This is a genomic window from Lactobacillus acetotolerans DSM 20749 = JCM 3825 (assembly GCF_001436775.1).
GTDB lineage: Bacteria > Bacillota > Bacilli > Lactobacillales > Lactobacillaceae > Lactobacillus > Lactobacillus acetotolerans.
In genome coordinates this window covers 46,873-62,716 of record NZ_AYZC01000002.1, presented here as the reverse complement: position 1 = coordinate 62,716, position 15,844 = coordinate 46,873, and the positions used below count along the sequence as shown (strand labels likewise).

The 15,844-nt window shown below is 35.5% G+C and carries 13 protein-coding genes; 2 read left to right on the top strand and 11 right to left on the bottom strand.

The genetic code is table 11. The annotated features are described in order from the left end of the window. The first annotated feature begins 154 nt into the window (after positions 1-154). Complete coding sequence (locus FC77_RS00950; RefSeq protein ID WP_056969623.1) at positions 155-1,765, top strand: Mbeg1-like protein; 1,611 nt, start codon at positions 155-157, stop codon at positions 1,763-1,765. A 54-nt stretch (positions 1,766-1,819) separates the two neighbouring features. Here the strand turns inward: FC77_RS00950 and yjeM are convergent, their stop codons facing one another. From yjeM to rpsO, 8 genes are all read right to left on the bottom strand, one after another. After that, positions 1,820-3,319 carry a glutamate/gamma-aminobutyrate family transporter YjeM gene (yjeM, locus tag FC77_RS00945; protein ID WP_082621100.1) on the bottom strand — a complete coding sequence of 500 codons (1,500 nt, stop codon included), beginning with the start codon at positions 3,317-3,319 and terminating at the stop codon, positions 1,820-1,822. A gap of 110 nt (positions 3,320-3,429) precedes the next feature. Then, entirely contained in the window at positions 3,430-4,017 is a 588-nt protein-coding gene (yihA, locus tag FC77_RS00940) for a ribosome biogenesis GTP-binding protein YihA/YsxC (RefSeq protein ID WP_054681241.1), read from the bottom strand. Then, positions 4,007-5,287, bottom strand: a complete 1,281-nt coding sequence (gene clpX / locus FC77_RS00935; protein WP_056969621.1) for an ATP-dependent Clp protease ATP-binding subunit ClpX — start codon at positions 5,285-5,287, stop codon at positions 4,007-4,009. Before clpX ends, yihA begins: the two co-directional genes overlap by 11 nt. 128 nt (positions 5,288-5,415) lie before the next feature. Beyond that, positions 5,416-6,783, bottom strand: coding sequence for a trigger factor (tig, locus tag FC77_RS00930; RefSeq protein ID WP_056969620.1), 1,368 nt, complete (start codon positions 6,781-6,783; stop codon positions 5,416-5,418). Between the two features lie 144 nt (positions 6,784-6,927). Beyond that, the gene (gene tuf / locus FC77_RS00925) at positions 6,928-8,121 is read right to left on the bottom strand and encodes an elongation factor Tu (RefSeq protein WP_054681243.1); all 1,194 of its coding nucleotides are present in this window, start codon (positions 8,119-8,121) and stop codon (positions 6,928-6,930) included. A gap of 186 nt (positions 8,122-8,307) precedes the next feature. Next, on the bottom strand, positions 8,308-9,141 hold the full coding sequence (locus FC77_RS00920; protein ID WP_054681245.1) for a tetratricopeptide repeat protein: 834 nt from the start codon (positions 9,139-9,141) through the stop codon (positions 8,308-8,310). Between the two features lie 2 nt (positions 9,142-9,143). Then, positions 9,144-10,949, bottom strand: a complete 1,806-nt coding sequence (locus FC77_RS00915; RefSeq protein ID WP_056969618.1) for a ribonuclease J — start codon at positions 10,947-10,949, stop codon at positions 9,144-9,146. A 180-nt stretch (positions 10,950-11,129) separates the two neighbouring features. Then, positions 11,130-11,399, bottom strand: coding sequence for a 30S ribosomal protein S15 (gene rpsO / locus FC77_RS00910; RefSeq protein WP_056969616.1), 270 nt, complete (start codon positions 11,397-11,399; stop codon positions 11,130-11,132). Between the two features lie 203 nt (positions 11,400-11,602). On the opposite strand from rpsO, the gene rpsT reads away from it, so the two are divergent. Then, complete coding sequence (gene rpsT / locus FC77_RS00905; RefSeq protein WP_054681247.1) at positions 11,603-11,854, top strand: 30S ribosomal protein S20; 252 nt, start codon at positions 11,603-11,605, stop codon at positions 11,852-11,854. A gap of 63 nt (positions 11,855-11,917) precedes the next feature. Here rpsT and holA read toward each other — a convergent pair whose 3' ends face one another. Genes holA through FC77_RS00890 form a run of 3 tightly spaced genes read right to left on the bottom strand, consistent with a single transcriptional unit; the run spans position 11,918 to position 15,835 of the window. Next, a complete protein-coding gene (holA, locus tag FC77_RS00900; protein WP_056969614.1) occupies positions 11,918-12,904 on the bottom strand; it encodes a DNA polymerase III subunit delta in 987 nt (328 codons plus the stop codon). Further along, positions 12,901-15,189 carry a DNA internalization-related competence protein ComEC/Rec2 gene (locus tag FC77_RS00895; RefSeq protein WP_056969612.1) on the bottom strand — a complete coding sequence of 763 codons (2,289 nt, stop codon included), beginning with the start codon at positions 15,187-15,189 and terminating at the stop codon, positions 12,901-12,903. The genes holA and FC77_RS00895 overlap by 4 nt, the downstream gene beginning before the upstream one ends. Further along, the gene (locus FC77_RS00890) at positions 15,158-15,835 is read right to left on the bottom strand and encodes a helix-hairpin-helix domain-containing protein (RefSeq protein ID WP_056969610.1); all 678 of its coding nucleotides are present in this window, start codon (positions 15,833-15,835) and stop codon (positions 15,158-15,160) included. Before FC77_RS00890 ends, FC77_RS00895 begins: the two co-directional genes overlap by 32 nt. Positions 15,836-15,844: the final 9 nt, after the last annotated feature.

The following is a 15,844-nucleotide window of genomic DNA, read 5'->3' as shown; positions in this document are numbered from 1 at the left end:
CATGACCTTTTTGTTTAAGTTCTATTTGTGTTGCACTTCAATTTTAAATCAGGGAAAATAAAATTTCCTATTAATTGGATCTTTTTCTTTATTTAATAGTTATTTTAAGTTTAGAATTAACTTATAAACTATAATTAATAACGGAGGTGATGTCTTGTATCCAGATAATAATATTTGTTCATATCTTAAATGGCGCGGTGATATTGACCTGGATCAAGCACCTTTTAATGAAGTTGACGCGTTAGTTCTTTCAATCTTTTCATATTTAGACCTACCTGATATCGTTTCAGAAGATGAAAAGACAAGCACTGTTCAAGAAGCAGCAAAAAAATATTTTGCACCGGGGCATCCCACACAAAATAACGACGGTTACAAACAACTATTAAGGTTAATGTCTAAAGCAAATCGTTTCAAAAATGCTAAATTATCCTACTTTATAAATACTTTAAATGATCAAACCCAATTTAGCGCAATTAAGATTCAATTAGCTGATAAAACAAATTTTATCTCCTTTCGAGGTACTGATGATTCACTTGTCGGTTGGAAGGAAGATTTTGAAATTAGTTTCAAAAAAACAATTGCGCAACAAGAAGCAGTCGATTATTTATCTGAGATTATGAAAAATGATAATGAGAATTATTTGTTAGGCGGACATTCTAAAGGTGGAAACTTAGCTGAATATGCGGCTTTAAACGTCGAACCAAAAATGCGTAAGCGAATTAAGGGAATTTATACTTTCGATGCTCCCGGCATAGCTCAAGAAGTTGGCAATCAGTTACCGGATAAATATTTAGATGAAGTTCTTAAACGTTATGTACCTGAATACAGTATTATTGGCCGGCTTTTTGAACCTGAAGGAATCGAACCAACAATTGTAAGCAGTTCACGTAAAACTTTAAGCCAACATGATGCTTTTAGCTGGGAAATAGCTGGATCACATTTTGTTACCAGAAGATATCGTAACCCGCAATCCCGTATTTATAATCAATTAATTAATCAGTGGATAGGTAATGCTACGCTGCAAGAACGGGAGTCTTTAGTCAACGACCTCTTCTCTGCCCTTGCATCAAGTGGTGCAAAAAAAATTAATGAGTTAGGTAAAAATGGTTTCGGTGGTTTCGGAGCAATTCTTTTATCATTAGCTGATTCATCAAGACGAACTAAATTTGTTTTTGGAAGTTTAGTCAGTGCGTTTTGGGACATGCTTAAAAATCTTCACCTAGGTAAATTACTATTTTCCACAGATAGTATCATTGGATGGATTATGGTAATTTTAGGAATTGTTGATTTAATCACACCACAGTATTCTATTCGAGCATTTGGTGCTCTAGTAGCATTTGCTGGAATAGGATTCAGCGTAAAACAAATTTTTCAAGTTGCAGAATCTAAATTGCAGAACAGACAGAAGCAATTTTTTATTATCAGTTATTTAGTTATTTTTGCTTTATCCATCGCTTTAATTTCTAATAACCGACTATTAATCTTTTTAGCTCACTATTTTTTAGGAATTTTCTTAATTATCTATTCTTACCTACGCTTACGCAGAATTATTATTCACAATGTACCTGGTATTTTCCAAAAAATAATTGTATTTGCAGAAGCAATAGTGGCCTTTGCATTAGGTATCATAATGGTTGTAAATTCCAATTACTTTACAAGAAAATTAACAATTTTAATTGGCATTTTATTAATCGCTTACGGTTTCTTCAAATTAATAGCAGAATTATTTAATCAGCGAAAGAAGATACCAAAAGAGCATAGATAAAACAAAAAATAACCTTCAGCTTGTACTGAAGGTTATTTTTATATGGATTCAAATTTAATCTACATTATTTTTCTTTTTAGAAACATGATAAAAAATATAGGCTATTAAAGCAAAGAAGATCGGACCAAATCCAGTCCAAAATGCTTTTGCATATTGGTGTTGCAAAATTGGTTGTAATACCGTAAAAATAATTCCTGTACATACAATAATCTCAACGAATATTACTAATGCAACCGTCCATTTATAATTAGTGAAAACTCTAAATTTTCTTGGATAATCTTTCTTTAAGAAAAACGGAAATGCACCAATTAAGAAAATATATGGTGCAGTAGCAGCTACATTGCCCATATCAGTTAGAATTTGATAAAAATTAGCTGCTGCTGATCCACCAAATGAAACAAAAGCAATGATCAAACATACGAAAATAGTTTGTGCCCACATTGCGTTCGCTGGAATATTATGCTTATTCAATTTGGTAGCCGCTTTAGGCCATAAATGCGGATTAGAGCCCAAGATAAATGATTTAATTGGGGAATACAGTAATACGAAGAATGCCCCAATCATTCCCATTAAACCGGATAAGGCGATTGCTCTGGTGAAAATTTCACCAATCATAAGTGATGTAGCCATATTAAGATGAAAAGCAGAACCAATCGCTTTACCTAAAGTGCCATAAACAACATATGTAATGTTACCAGTATTAGCATTACCACCTAAAATATCTTTTTGATAATTGACTGAAAATCCAGTCATAAAAATCATTAAAACATAAGAAATAATGGTAAACAAACTGCCAATTATTAATCCTTTAGGAAAATCCTTTTCTGGATGCTTCATACTGTCAGTTACACCACCAACTGTTTCCATACCGCCATATGCAAAGACTGCATAAACAATAAATGAAATAATTGTTATTGGTGTTTGAAAGCTTTTATTAGGTGAAATAATAAAACTTTGCCAACCAGTAATTGGCTGAGCTAATTGACCATGATTTAGAATAATAACTATAATGCTTGAAATAATAAAGACAAGGTTCATAGCAATCATAAAGAAGCCACCGATTGATGACATAATTTTAATACCGGTCATTCCACGTGAAGATAAGTATGTCGACACAATCATAAATAAAATTGCTAAAACACCAATCAATTGCGTTCCGTGTAAACCTAAGAAATGCCAGCTCTGAGTTGTATCTTTACCAAAAATCAAAGCAGAAATTGATATCCATAACCTTGAAGCGCTGGCTACTAACCATAATACCCAGTTAGCAAGCCAAACAAATGTACCAATAAACGCCCACTTTTCTCCGATGGAGCCAGCGAGCCAAGAATAAATGCCTCCTTCAGCGTCATGAAAAGCAGAACCATATTCTGCCATCATTAAACCAGCTGGAAAGAAAAAGCAAATACCAGCTAGGACAAACCAAATTATACCGGCATAGGTCATCTGTTCATATGAAACTGAAACATTCCCAAAACCGTAAACAGTCGTAATAATCATTAACACTAAACTTGTAGTTGTTAATACTTGTTTCTTTTGTGTATCTTTTTCCAAAAGAACCTCTACTTTCTAATATTAACCCCCTTTCATTTTATCATTTAGTCATAGCTACAAATCTTTTTTTAACAAAAAAAGCTACTAAATTTAATTAGTAACCTTTAAAATTATTTTAATTGTTTCTCGATCCAATTTCCTAGTTCCTTTACATGTAGTTTAGTTACAGAACTAAAAGTTAGAACAGTCACATTATCATAATTTAAATTTATTTTCTTTTTAAGCCCAGCCATTACTTTATTGACTTGGCTTCTTTTTACTTTATCTATTTTAGTACAAACAAGTAAAATAGGTAAATTAAGATATTGCGCATAATTATACATTGCAACATCATCTTTAGTTGGTTCACGTCGAGAATCAACCAAAATAATAATTCCTTTTAAATTTGCCCTGGTTTCAAGATAATTTTGAATCATCTCACCAAATGCTTGCCGTTGTTTTTGCGAAACACGTGCATAACCATAACCTGGAACATCTACAAGGTAAAATTCATCATTGATAATATAGAAATTCAAGGTCTGTGTTTTACCGGGTTGGGCAGACGTTCTTGCTAGATTTTTACGATTAAGCAAGCTATTAATTAAACTAGATTTTCCAACATTAGAGCGACCAGCCAAAGCTATTTCTGGCAGATTGTCTTTTGGATATTGATCTTCACGAACAGCACTAATAGCGTAATCGCTACTTCTAATTATCATTTGCTGTTGCCTTTACATCCTCTTCACTTGAATTATTATCGTCTTTTTTACGAGTAATTCTAGGTTGCGCATGACGGGTAATGACATCTTTAGTAATTTCAACTTCTTCAATATCCTTTTCGCTTGGCGTTTTATACATAATGCCTATCATAGAATTTTCAATAATTGTTCGTAAGCCACGAGCACCCATATTCCGATCAATTGCCATATCGGCAATTGCTTTCAAAGCACCATCGGTAAACTTCAGCTTAACATCATCAAGCGAGAGCAACTTTTTATATTGCTTAACCAGGGCATTCTTTGGTTCTGTTAAAATTCTTACCAAATCATTTCTATCAAGCTTATCCAAAGTTGTAATAATTGGTATTCTTCCAATAAATTCTGGAATCATACCAAATTTGACTAAATCACCTGTAGTTAAATGACTAGCCCAATTATTTGCATCAATTTTATTAACCTGGCTCTCAGCACCAAAACCAATAGTCTTTTTACCTAAGCGATTCTTAACAATTTGCTCGATTCCATCAAAAGCACCACCGACAATAAAAAGAATGTTAGAAGTATCCATACGAATCATTTCTTGTTGTGGATGCTTACGACCACCCTGAGGTGGAACTGAAGCAATGGTACCTTCTAGAATTTTCAGCAATGATTGCTGAACACCTTCTCCAGATACATCTCGCGTAATTGAAACATTTTCTGATTTTTTAGAAATTTTATCAATTTCATCAATGTAAATAATTCCACGTTGAGCGCGTTCTAAATCATAATCAGCATTTTGCAATAACTTAAGCAGGATATTTTCTACATCTTCACCAACATACCCAGCTTCAGTAAGAGTAGTTGCATCCGCAATCGCAAACGGAACGTTCAAAATCTTAGCCAAAGTTTGAGCTAAGTAAGTTTTACCTGATCCTGTCGGCCCTATCATGGCTATATTTGATTTTTGTAATTCAGTCGATGAATCTACGTCCATCTGGCTAATACGTTTGTAATGGTTATATACGGCTACTGAAAGGACTTTCTTGGCTCTATCCTGACCAATTACGTATTGGTCAAGTTGTTTTTTGATTTCCATTGGCTTTGGTAAATTACGAGCCTTTTTAAGAGAATCAACCCGTAACTCATCGTCAATTATTTTTTTAGACAAGTCAACACATTCGTTACAGATGTATACACCGTTTCCAGCGATCATCTTTTTGACTTGGTCTTGCGTTTTACCACAAAAAGAGCACTTGATCTCTTTTTGATCTGTAAACTGTGTTACCATATTATTCCTCCTAATGTTTATCAAAGTTCAGGTTACCATAAAAAAGCCAACTATGAGAGATTTTTGTTTATAAAAATAAAAAGGTGGTTGCTTAACAACCACCCTGATTATTTAATTATGTTCAATAATTACTTTTTAGACTTTTTGCTGTCTTTTTTACTGGACTTCTTAGTGCTCTTCTTATCATCTTTTTTGTCGTCCTTAAGTTTAGACTTAGCGACTTGCTTTGCGCTATCAGTGATAAGATCCATAGCCTTACGTACAGTAATATCATGAGTCAACATGTCATCAGTTAAGGTGTTACGAACAACCTTTTCCTTCATGTTGTATTCTTTAGCAAGGTCTTTAATTTCCTTGTTCATTTCGTCTTTAGTAGCTTTGAGGCCTTCCTTTTTAACGATGGCTTCAAGTACTAAATTGGTTTTGACTCTTTCAGCAGCATCCTTACCAAATTGTGCACGTAATTGTTGTTCATTACTGTTAGTCAACTTGTAATAAGTTTGTGGGTCAATGCCTTGACGTTGCATGTTTCCTAAGTATTGATTCATTTGTGTATCAACATCTTCTTGAATCATAGCATCAGGAATTTTATCAACCGTGGCATTCTTTACAGCGCCTTCAATAGAGTCTTGTTGAATAGCCTCTTTAGCGTTGTTTTCTTTTTGATCCTTCAAGTTCTTCTTGATCTTATCTTTCAATTGATCAAGTGTATCTACTGAATCATCAACATCCTTAGCAAACTCATCATCTAATTTAGGAAGTTGTTTTGATTTAACTTCATGTAACTTAGTTGCAAAGTGGGCCTCTTTACCAGCCAAATCCTTTGCACCATAATTCTTAGGGAAAGTTACAACAACATCAACATCGTCTCCAGCCATGTGACCAATAAGTTGATCTTCAAAACCAGGGATAAATGAACCTGAACCCAATTCAAGTGAGTAGTCCTTAGCTGAACCACCATCAAAGGTTTTACCATTTATGGTACCTTTGTAATCGATGGTTACAGTATCACCCTTCTTAGCTTCACCCTTCTTAAGAACAAGTTCCGCATTTTGCTTACGACGCTTATCAAGTTCAGCGTCAACGTCCTTAGCGTATACACGGGTATTTTGTTTGGGAACTTCGATACCCTTGTACTTGCCTAATTTAACTTCTGGTTGAACTGTGACAATGGCCTTCATTGTCCAGTCCTTGCCTTTATCCATTGATACTGGTTGAACTTGTGGTTGACCAACTGCTTTAATTCCAGCTTCTTTAACAGCTGCAGAATAAGCATTAGGCAATACAAGGTTCAAAGCATTTTCATATAATGCTTCTTCACCATAATATTGATCGAAGATAACACGAGAAACGTGACCTTTTCTGAAGCCGGGTACACGTAAGTTCTTTTTTACTCTTCTAAAAGCCTGGTCTAAACCCAATTTAACTTCATTTTGTGAAATATCAAAAGTAAGTTCACCGGTAGTTTTACCAGTTTTATTCCATTTTACAGACATTAATTAAATACCTCCAATGTCAAGTTTGAGTTTGCTACTTGCATACTAAATTATCTTACCTTAAACGCTCATAAAAAACAAATTAAGGCAAAAAAAAGATGTACTTCTATGAAGAAGTACATCTTTTTAACTATATTTTAGAAACTAGTCAAGAATATCAGTAACCTGACCAGCACCAACAGTACGACCACCTTCACGGATAGTGAATTTAGTACCTTTTTCAATAGCAGCTGGCTTAATTAAGGTAACAGTGAATTCAGTGTTATCACCAGGCATAACCATTTCAGTACCTTCAGGCAATTCGATTTCACCAGTAACATCAGTGGTGTAGAAATAGAATTGTGGACGGTAGTCAGAGAAGAATGGGGTATGACGACCTCCTTCTTCCTTCTTCAATACATAAACTTGACCCTTAAACTTGCGATGAGTTTGAATAGAACCAGGTGCAGCTAATACTTGACCACGAACAACTTGGTCACGGTCAATACCACGAAGTAAAATACCAACGTTGTCGCCGGCTTCACCTAAGTCCAAAGTCTTGTGGAACATTTCCAAACCAGTAACAACTGATTTAAGAACTTTGTCTACCAAACCAACGATTTCAACATCGTCACCGATCTTAACAGTACCACGGTCAATACGACCAGAAGCAACAGTACCACGACCAGTAATAGTGAAGACATCTTCAACTGGCATTAAGAATGGTTTATCCATCTTACGTTCTGGCGTTGGAATATATTCATCAACGATAGTCATAAGCTTCATGATGGTTTCTTGTTCCTTCTTGTCGCCTTGTAAAGCTTTCAAAGCTGAACCACGAACAACTGGAATATCATCACCAGGGTAATCGTATTCAGTCAACAGGTCACGAACTTCCATCTCGACTAAATCGATAAGTTCTGGATCGTCAACCAAATCCGTCTTGTTTAAGAAGACAACGATGTAGTTAACACCAACTTGACGAGCAAGCAAAATATGCTCACGAGTCTGTGGCATTGGACCATCAGTTGCAGCAACAACTAAGATAGCACCATCCATTTGGGCAGCACCGGTAATCATGTTCTTGATGTAGTCAGCGTGACCTGGAGCATCCATGTGAGCATAGTGACGATATGGAGTCTCGTACTCAACGTGGGCAGTATTAATAGTAATACCACGTTCCTTTTCTTCTGGCGCAGCATCGATTTGTGCATAATCTTCAGCCTTTGCCAAGCCCTTTTCAGATAATACCTTAGTAATAGCCGCAGTTAAGGTTGTCTTACCATGGTCAACGTGACCGATGGTACCAATGTTTACGTGTGGCTTTGTTCTAACGTAATGTTGTTTTTTTTCTGCCATTAAAATGACCCTCCTGTAAATTTGCAAGAAGTCCGTCAAGATAAGTAACGGATAATTCTCTGTTGAATATTGTACTACTTTCACTGGCAAATGCCTAGTATTTAAATGCATAGAGCCATGCCAAATGAAAATATCATCTACTAATTATACTAAATACTTTTAAAATGTAAAGCTTTTCTGCTTAATTTATTGGGGTAAATTAGCATAAATTGCTTTAAATAATTTTTGATGACCTCTGCCGTCATGATTTTCCAAGTACGAAGATAAGTCACTAGCAAAACTGTCAGGCTCATCAACATATTTAGAAAGCTTGGGATAGAGGCTGCCTAAGACTAGGTTCACTTCACCAAGCACTAGTGGAAGTTGGCTTGGGCGGTTGTGATATTTACTCCCCATAGAGGAAACAATCTCCTGATAAATTGTCTCTTTCTCTAATAAAGAAGTGGCAGCGGGGACAAATTCCTCCTGGTTGCCAATTATCCAAACTTTAATTTTATTCTTCACACCTAAGCGCACTAAATCTTCACATAGAGAAAGACGAACCGCAAAGTTTTGGCTTGGATCCAGTAGCATACTTTGAGCAAAAGTTTTAAAGTTGACCAAATCAAGTTTGAGTAGTTGCTCATAATCTGCCTGGCTCACCTGCTTTTTAGTTTTAAAAGCCCGCATAATTTCCTGCTGAGTTTTAAGATCAGCAGGTTTCACTTTCACAGATAATTTTTCTCGACGTAAGTGTTCTAACTCAAGTGCCTCGATCAGAAAGTGGTTAGCCTGCAATATTTTACTGTATTCTGCAAAAATCCGCTCATCAGAAAAAAGATCAGGCTCCTCTTTAATCAAAGCGTATGCCTGATCTTCTTGTTTACTCTTAAGGTAAAGGTCACAAAGTTCAATAACTATTTCAGTTGGTTGGCTATCACGTAGTGCTTCTTCCAAATTCTGAATAGCTGTCTTAGTATCACCCTTTGCTTCGCTTTGCTTGGCAAGTTTCATCAAATTCTTTTGACTTAGAGATGTCATGCTTAATCTTTCTTATTATTCTTGTCTTTTTTAACAATTTTTTTACCAGTCTTATTTACTTCAACTGGATGCTGGTTGTTATTCTTTTTCTTGGAAGGTTCATTTTTATTATTGCGCTTCTGCATTGCACGGTGACGGTTTTGGTTAACTTCCATCACAACTGGCAACACAACCGGACGACGGTTAGTCTTCTTGTAGAGAAACTTCTCTAGATCATTTCTAACATCCTTCTTAAGCTCGGTCCAATCGAACTTCTTGTGTTCAAAGTTATTATTAATGGCTTTTTTAATTACTTCAATTGAATCACGCATTAATTGGTGGTTAGCCTTAATGTAGACGAAACCACGACTCGTAACCTGCGGCTCAGAGATAATCTTCTTTTTCTTTCTGTCAATAGTCACAACAGCAATGAGGATACCGTCATCAGACAGAACTTCCCGGTCACGCAAAACAATGTTACCAACGTCACCAACACCGGAGCCATCGATCATTGTATCCTCTCCAGGAACGGGGTCAGATAAGTAGAATCGCTTTTTCTTGAAATCATAATCCAAGCAATCGCCGTTCTTGGTAATAAAGATATTGTCTTTCTTTATTCCTGCCTTAATTGCTAAATCCTTATGAACTTCAAGCAAACGGTATTCACCAATTACCGGGATCAAGAATTTAGGTTTAATTGTATCAATTAAAAGTTGTAAATCACGGCCTGTTGCATGACCACTAGTATGTTTATCTTTACCCAGTTGAATTACGGTACCGCCTGCGCGATAAACCATATCACTGGTTTGGGCAACCATTGTTTCAACGGCATGAGACGGAGTGGTTACAATAAAGACCAAATCACCCTTATGAATAGTAATCATACTGTGGCGCTTCTTAGCCATCTTTTGCAGCGAATTTAAGGGCTCACCCATCTGACCGGTCTCTAAAATCACAGTCTTATTATCTGGGGTATTCTTTAAGTCCTTAACCCGCATTAACAGTCCTTTAGGTACCTTTAGGTAACCTAATTTCATCGCAGTCCGAACTATCTTGCCGACGTCTCGCCCTGTTAAAAGAACCCGTTTGCCGGTTGCATCAGCCGCGTTTAAAACTTCCTGCACCCTATTCAAATTAGAAGCCTTTGAAGCAACAATAATTCTTCCGGTTGCATTTCTAAAGACACTGGTTACATACTTACCAATATCCTGCTCTGAAGCATTTGGAAATGAAGATTCAGCATTAGATGAATCACTAAGGAGGGCTAATACACCCTTTTCTTCAATTTCTGCTAAACGATCCATGTCTGTACGATAATGCGGAGCAGCAGATGGATCAAACTTAAAGTCACCGGTGTAAACTACCTCACCGGCTGGTGTATGCACATCAATTCCTAATGATTCTGGAATTGAGTGGGTTGTATGGAAGAATGAGATATTCGCATTCTTAAAATCAATCTCAGTATCTGCGTCAATAACGTGGAAGAGACTGTTCTTACAATGTTTATTTTCACGTTTTACCGTAATCTTTGCGAGCTCAATAGTAAGTTTTGAACCAAATACCGGAATATCATATTTACGTAAAATATATGGTAAAGCCCCAATTGAATCCGCATGCCCATGCGTTAAAAAGATCCCAACTACACGGTCACCGTACTGTGCAAAGAAATCGAGGTCAGGGATAACAACATCGATTCCAAACAAAGAACTATCTGGATATTTCAGCCCAGCATCAAGGACAAAAATTTCATCGTTGACTTGAACTGCGAACATATCTTTTCCTTGTTCACGTACGCCGCTCAAAATCATAATTTTAATTTGATCAGCCATTTTATTTCCTTTTCTATCTTTAAATATTTAATTTATTTGTTTTAATTGTTAAATTTATGGATCTTAACGATCACAACGTAAAAAGAATCTTAATCAATTTTAGCATAAAGCAAGTAATTATGACAAAAACAAAAAGCCAGCCCAATAAATGGGCTGGCTTCTTGTTTATTAGTTTGAAGATTAACGACGTAAACCTAATCTCTTAATTAAATCACGGTAACGATTAATATCATTATCCTTCAAGTAACGAAGTAAGTTACGACGGTGACCAATTTTCTTAAGTAAACCAACGTAAGAATGGTGATCATGTGAGTGATTCTTCATGTGATCAGTCAAGTTATTAATGTCTGTAGTTAAAAGAGCAACTTGAACTTCTGTTGAACCAGTGTCACCTTCATGGGTTGCATACTTCTTAATAATGTCATTTTTTTCAGTTTTTGAAATTGCCATAATTAATTTCACCTTTCAATAAATAATTGCCGTTAACAACGTTAGCCGTCAGGTGTGAGCGAGCAAACAGCGTTAGCGGTTCACAACAATATAATATGATACAGACTATTTTTTAAAAAAGCAAGTATAAATTACCTTGCATCTCTCATTATTCTTAAGTATAATCAATTAAGTAAAATTAACGATTATTGGAGGTGAATTTCATGCCACAAATCAAATCAGCTATTAAACGTGTTAAGACTCAAGATGCTGCTAGAAAGCGTAACGCTGCTCAAATGAACAAGTTAAGAACTACTGTTAAGAAGTTCAAGGATGCTCAAGCAGCTGGTGCTGAAGACGCCTCCGAATTACATGTTGCTGCTGTCCGTGCATTGGATAAGGCTGCTTTAAAAGGCTTAATTCATAAGAACAAGGCCAACCGTGACAAGAAGCGTTTAGCTAAATTAGTTAAGTAATTTATTAACTATAAATAAAAGCCAAGGAACAAATTAATTTGTTCCTTGGCTTTTTTGCTTTTTTCAAACATTTAAAACAAACATTTTCAGGAAGTTATTGGCATGATAAGTACCATTCTTATAGTTATAATCTAACTTAATGGCTGCTTCCAAAAGTTCTTCTAATTTTTCTACAGATATTTTATTTCTTAAAGCTAATTTCACACGGTACGGATGAACTCCTAATTCTTTGACAATTTGCGGTTCATTTCGTCCCCTTTTAGCTAAAATTTTAACCACAAGAATTAGCTCAATTTGATTTTCAAAAACTGCCAATAACTGTATGGGATTACTCCCTTCACGCAGTTGATTATCTAATCGTTCTGCAGCTTCCCGATAGCTATGCTTTAACGCAGATTCTAAAATAGCAAAAACATTTTGTGCTAGCGACAAATCAATATTTTGTTCAACCAGCTTTTCGGTGATCTTATTATCTGTGGCTGCCATTTTTAATTTATTATAATTACTCAAAATAGTATCCATTACCTGATCACTGCGTTGAACAAGTAATTGCAAAGCAGGCTGAGAAATAGTATATCCCTCTGCTCCAATTATTGACTTAGCAATTGCTGTAACTTCATAGGTCTTTATTTTAGTCTCTACCACATTAAAATTACTGAGTACTGTTTTAGTTAGCTTCTTTCGCCGATCAAGTTTGTTGTACGAAGCAATTATTATAACTACGTTGTCACTGCCTTGAATATGGGCAAAAATTCTTTCTAATTGGTCAAATTGCTTTTTCATTTTTTTAGGTGCTTTAGAAGTTAAAAAGAAAGGATTCTTCACAACAATTAATTTTTGACTGCTAAACAAACTTGATTCTGTTAAATCCGCAATTAAATTATCTAATCCATCAGTTTCGCAGTCGACTGTTATTCGGTCTAATTCCACAAACTTCTTTTCATGAGCATATGAATGGGCTAAATAATCATTTAAGAAACTATCCTCACCCCAAATTAAGGTTTGAGGATTATTGTTATTCGTATTTTTAAATAAGGAAAGTAAAGTCATTGATCATCCACCGCTAAAAAATGTTTAAATTCTGGTTTTGTAAAACCACCGTAAGCCCAGCTAATCATACCACAGTCCTGAGTTGAAACCCACGGTATCTGCTGCTTTTTCAGCGTAGCTAAAGTTTCCGGATGCGGGTGGCCAAAGCGATTTTTTCGTCCCGCAGAAATAAAAACTTCCTTAGGTTGTAAACTCTTTAAAAATTCAGGATTAGAGGAAGTCTTACTACCATGATGTCCTAATTTAAAGTAATCTACCTGTATCCCAATTTTATTCATAATCTCTTTTTCACCGTCTTGGCCTAAATCGCCGGTGAACATCCACCGTTTATTAGCTAATTCAAATGCCAAAGACAAAGAATCTTCATTCTTCCCCTCACCAGCCTTAAACGGATAAATAACTGAAAAGTTGATTTTAGGTTCTTTTACCTGCATCCCCGCTAATAATTCAACTAATTTCGTATGCCTGATCTTGCCATCAATTCTTTTTTGAAAAGACGGATTGGCAATTAATCCCTGTGCCATATATAATTTTTTTACTTTAACCTGTTCAAGTAATGGCCCCAAATCACCAACGTGATCTGCATCTTGGTGTGACACAAATAATCCATCTATCTGACTAATCCCCTGTGCTTTTAGAAACGGCAACGTAATCTTGTTGACTTGCGGAGTTATTTTTTTACCCGTAAAGTTCAACTTACCACCGGTATCAATCATATAAACCTTACGTGGAAACGGTGTTGTAATAAGAATACTGTCTCCCTGACCAACATCAATAAAAGTTACTTGTCCTTTTATCGGAAAGTGGATCAAGCAGAAGAATACTATATAAATGCATAAAGTTCCGATAGCTATTTTCCGTTTAAGTTTTTTATTTTCTTTCTTTTCATTCACAACAATAAGAAAAATTGCCGTGATAAATAAAAGTAATAAGCATTGCCACCAACTTATTTTGCCAAATGTGAAAAGCCCAATCCTGGTTGCGGAAAGCTCGCCAATTAGCTGCTCACCGTTTTTTAAAATTAATTCTAAGAAATTAGCGCCACTGGGCGTAAGTTTAAATAATATTAAATTAATAAAAGTTACCGGCATTACCACCCAGTTAAAGTACGGCACAATAAGCATATTAAAAATAACCGTAAGCAAATTAAATTGGAAAAAATAGAACAAAAGTAGTGGCGTTAAAAGCAAATTCAACGCAACAGATTGTTTAAAACTAGACAACTTATTGGTTAACTGCAAGCCAAAAACGAGCACATAACTTAAAATTGCACCTACACCCATAAATAAGCGCGGATCAACTAACAAATGCAATAAACAGGTAAGCCCTAGTACATCAGCCTGGACAATTTGCCATTTCTTAAATCTAAATAATTTACTTAAAATATAACTCAAACTTGCCCGAATAAATCCAGCCTGGCCATTACTCAAGAAAATACCAATTAATAAAATAAAGAAGCAACAAAGAAAAGTTTCTTCTTCGGTAAATTTTAGCCAAAAGCAGACCGCACTAACCAGCAAAGTATAAATTCCGACGTGCAGACCGGAAATACTCAATATGTGGATCACACCCAGATCCCGATAATTATTAAGTATCTCTTGATTATCTGTTGAAGGGTTTTCAGCTAAAAGCAATTCACTACTGAAAAAAGCTAGTATTCGCGGCATTTTCTTAAAATAAGATTGTAAGTTAAATCGAAAACTATGCAATTTATCAATTAAATTATTAGGACCCGTTATTAAATCGTAATGCTGCAATTTAATCTTCTGCGAAATGTTTTTGCTGGCATAATACTTTCGGTAATCAAACTCACCATAATTAGTTGCCGGCGTTATCTCAGTTACATCCCCAGCTATATTTGTTAAGAACAGTGTTCGCCCTTGCTCTATTAATTTCTCATCATCTTTAGAAACATTCCCGGAAACTAAGATCTTATCTTTTCCAGCACTCCCGGTGGCAGACATCCAACCGTCTTTAAGCTTAACTTGATCCGGATAAACTTTAATGACCGTATCTTCTTTTAAGGAGAATGCATCTTTCCTATTATTGAGATTTACGCTAATAAAGCCAACAGCAAGCAAGCCAAAGACAATGAATTTCAGAGTATTATATTTTCGCAATAATAAAAACAATAAGTAAGCTGCAATAATTATAGCCGTTAATTTTTGTAACTTCGCATTAGATTGATAAATTAAGAAACTCAAATCTACTAATAAAAGCGCGGTTAATAAGAAAAAGCCCGGACTAAATAGCTTAGATTTCCAATTGATCTTTGAGGGCTGCAAAGGTCTTCTCTCCAATACCTGAAACTTGTGTCAAATCTTCTATTTTCTTGAATTGACCATTTTCTTCACGGTAAGCAATTATCTGTTCCGCTTTTTTCTCTCCAATACCATTTAATTTTTGCAAATCAGCGGCAGCCGCAGTATTTAAATTAACTTTTTCGCCACTTTGCCCACTAGCGCCAGAACCTGTAGCGGAAGCAGAACCATTAGCCGAAGCAACAGTTGTTGCGTTATCAACTTTCTCACCTTTATACGGGATATGAATTTTATCTTGATCTTTAAGCAATAGTGCCCTGTTGACCGCCTTTAATTGTGCTTTTTTAACTGTACCACCAGCTGCTTCGATTAATTCCTGCAACCTTGCACCATTTTTTAAGGTATATACACCCTGATTTTTAACCGCACCAGAAATATCACAAGTAACTGTTTTAGATTTATTTTCTTCTGCCTTACTTGCCACGTTTGCACCTTTAGCTGAAGAAGTTGAAGAACCGACTTTTTCCGTTTTTTCATTGAGCACGTTAGAATTATCGGTCTTGCCACTATCCCCCTGTTTAAACCAGAATAAAAGAACGAGCACAACTAAAGCAATAAGAAAATATTTTTTCTTTTCTATCACGAAATTTTTAATTTTATCAAAATCCACCTTGATCAC

What these genes read in the sequence shown, in the direction of transcription:
- yihA (WP_054681241.1), bottom strand. Translation starts at nt 4,017, where the DNA reads ATGATAATTAGAAGTAGCGATTACGCTATTAGTGCTGTTCGTGAAGAT.
- clpX (WP_056969621.1), bottom strand. Translation starts at nt 5,287, where the DNA reads ATGGTAACACAGTTTACAGATCAAAAAGAGATCAAGTGCTCTTTTTGT.
- tig (WP_056969620.1), bottom strand. Translation starts at nt 6,783, where the DNA reads ATGTCTGTAAAATGGAATAAAACTGGTAAAACTACCGGTGAACTTACT.
- tuf (WP_054681243.1), bottom strand. Translation starts at nt 8,121, where the DNA reads ATGGCAGAAAAAAAACAACATTACGTTAGAACAAAGCCACACGTAAAC.
- FC77_RS00920 (WP_054681245.1), bottom strand. Translation starts at nt 9,141, where the DNA reads ATGACATCTCTAAGTCAAAAGAATTTGATGAAACTTGCCAAGCAAAGC.
- FC77_RS00915 (WP_056969618.1), bottom strand. Translation starts at nt 10,949, where the DNA reads ATGGCTGATCAAATTAAAATTATGATTTTGAGCGGCGTACGTGAACAA.
- rpsO (WP_056969616.1), bottom strand. Translation starts at nt 11,399, where the DNA reads ATGGCAATTTCAAAAACTGAAAAAAATGACATTATTAAGAAGTATGCA.
- rpsT (WP_054681247.1), top strand. Translation starts at nt 11,603, where the DNA reads ATGCCACAAATCAAATCAGCTATTAAACGTGTTAAGACTCAAGATGCT.
- holA (WP_056969614.1), bottom strand. Translation starts at nt 12,904, where the DNA reads ATGACTTTACTTTCCTTATTTAAAAATACGAATAACAATAATCCTCAA.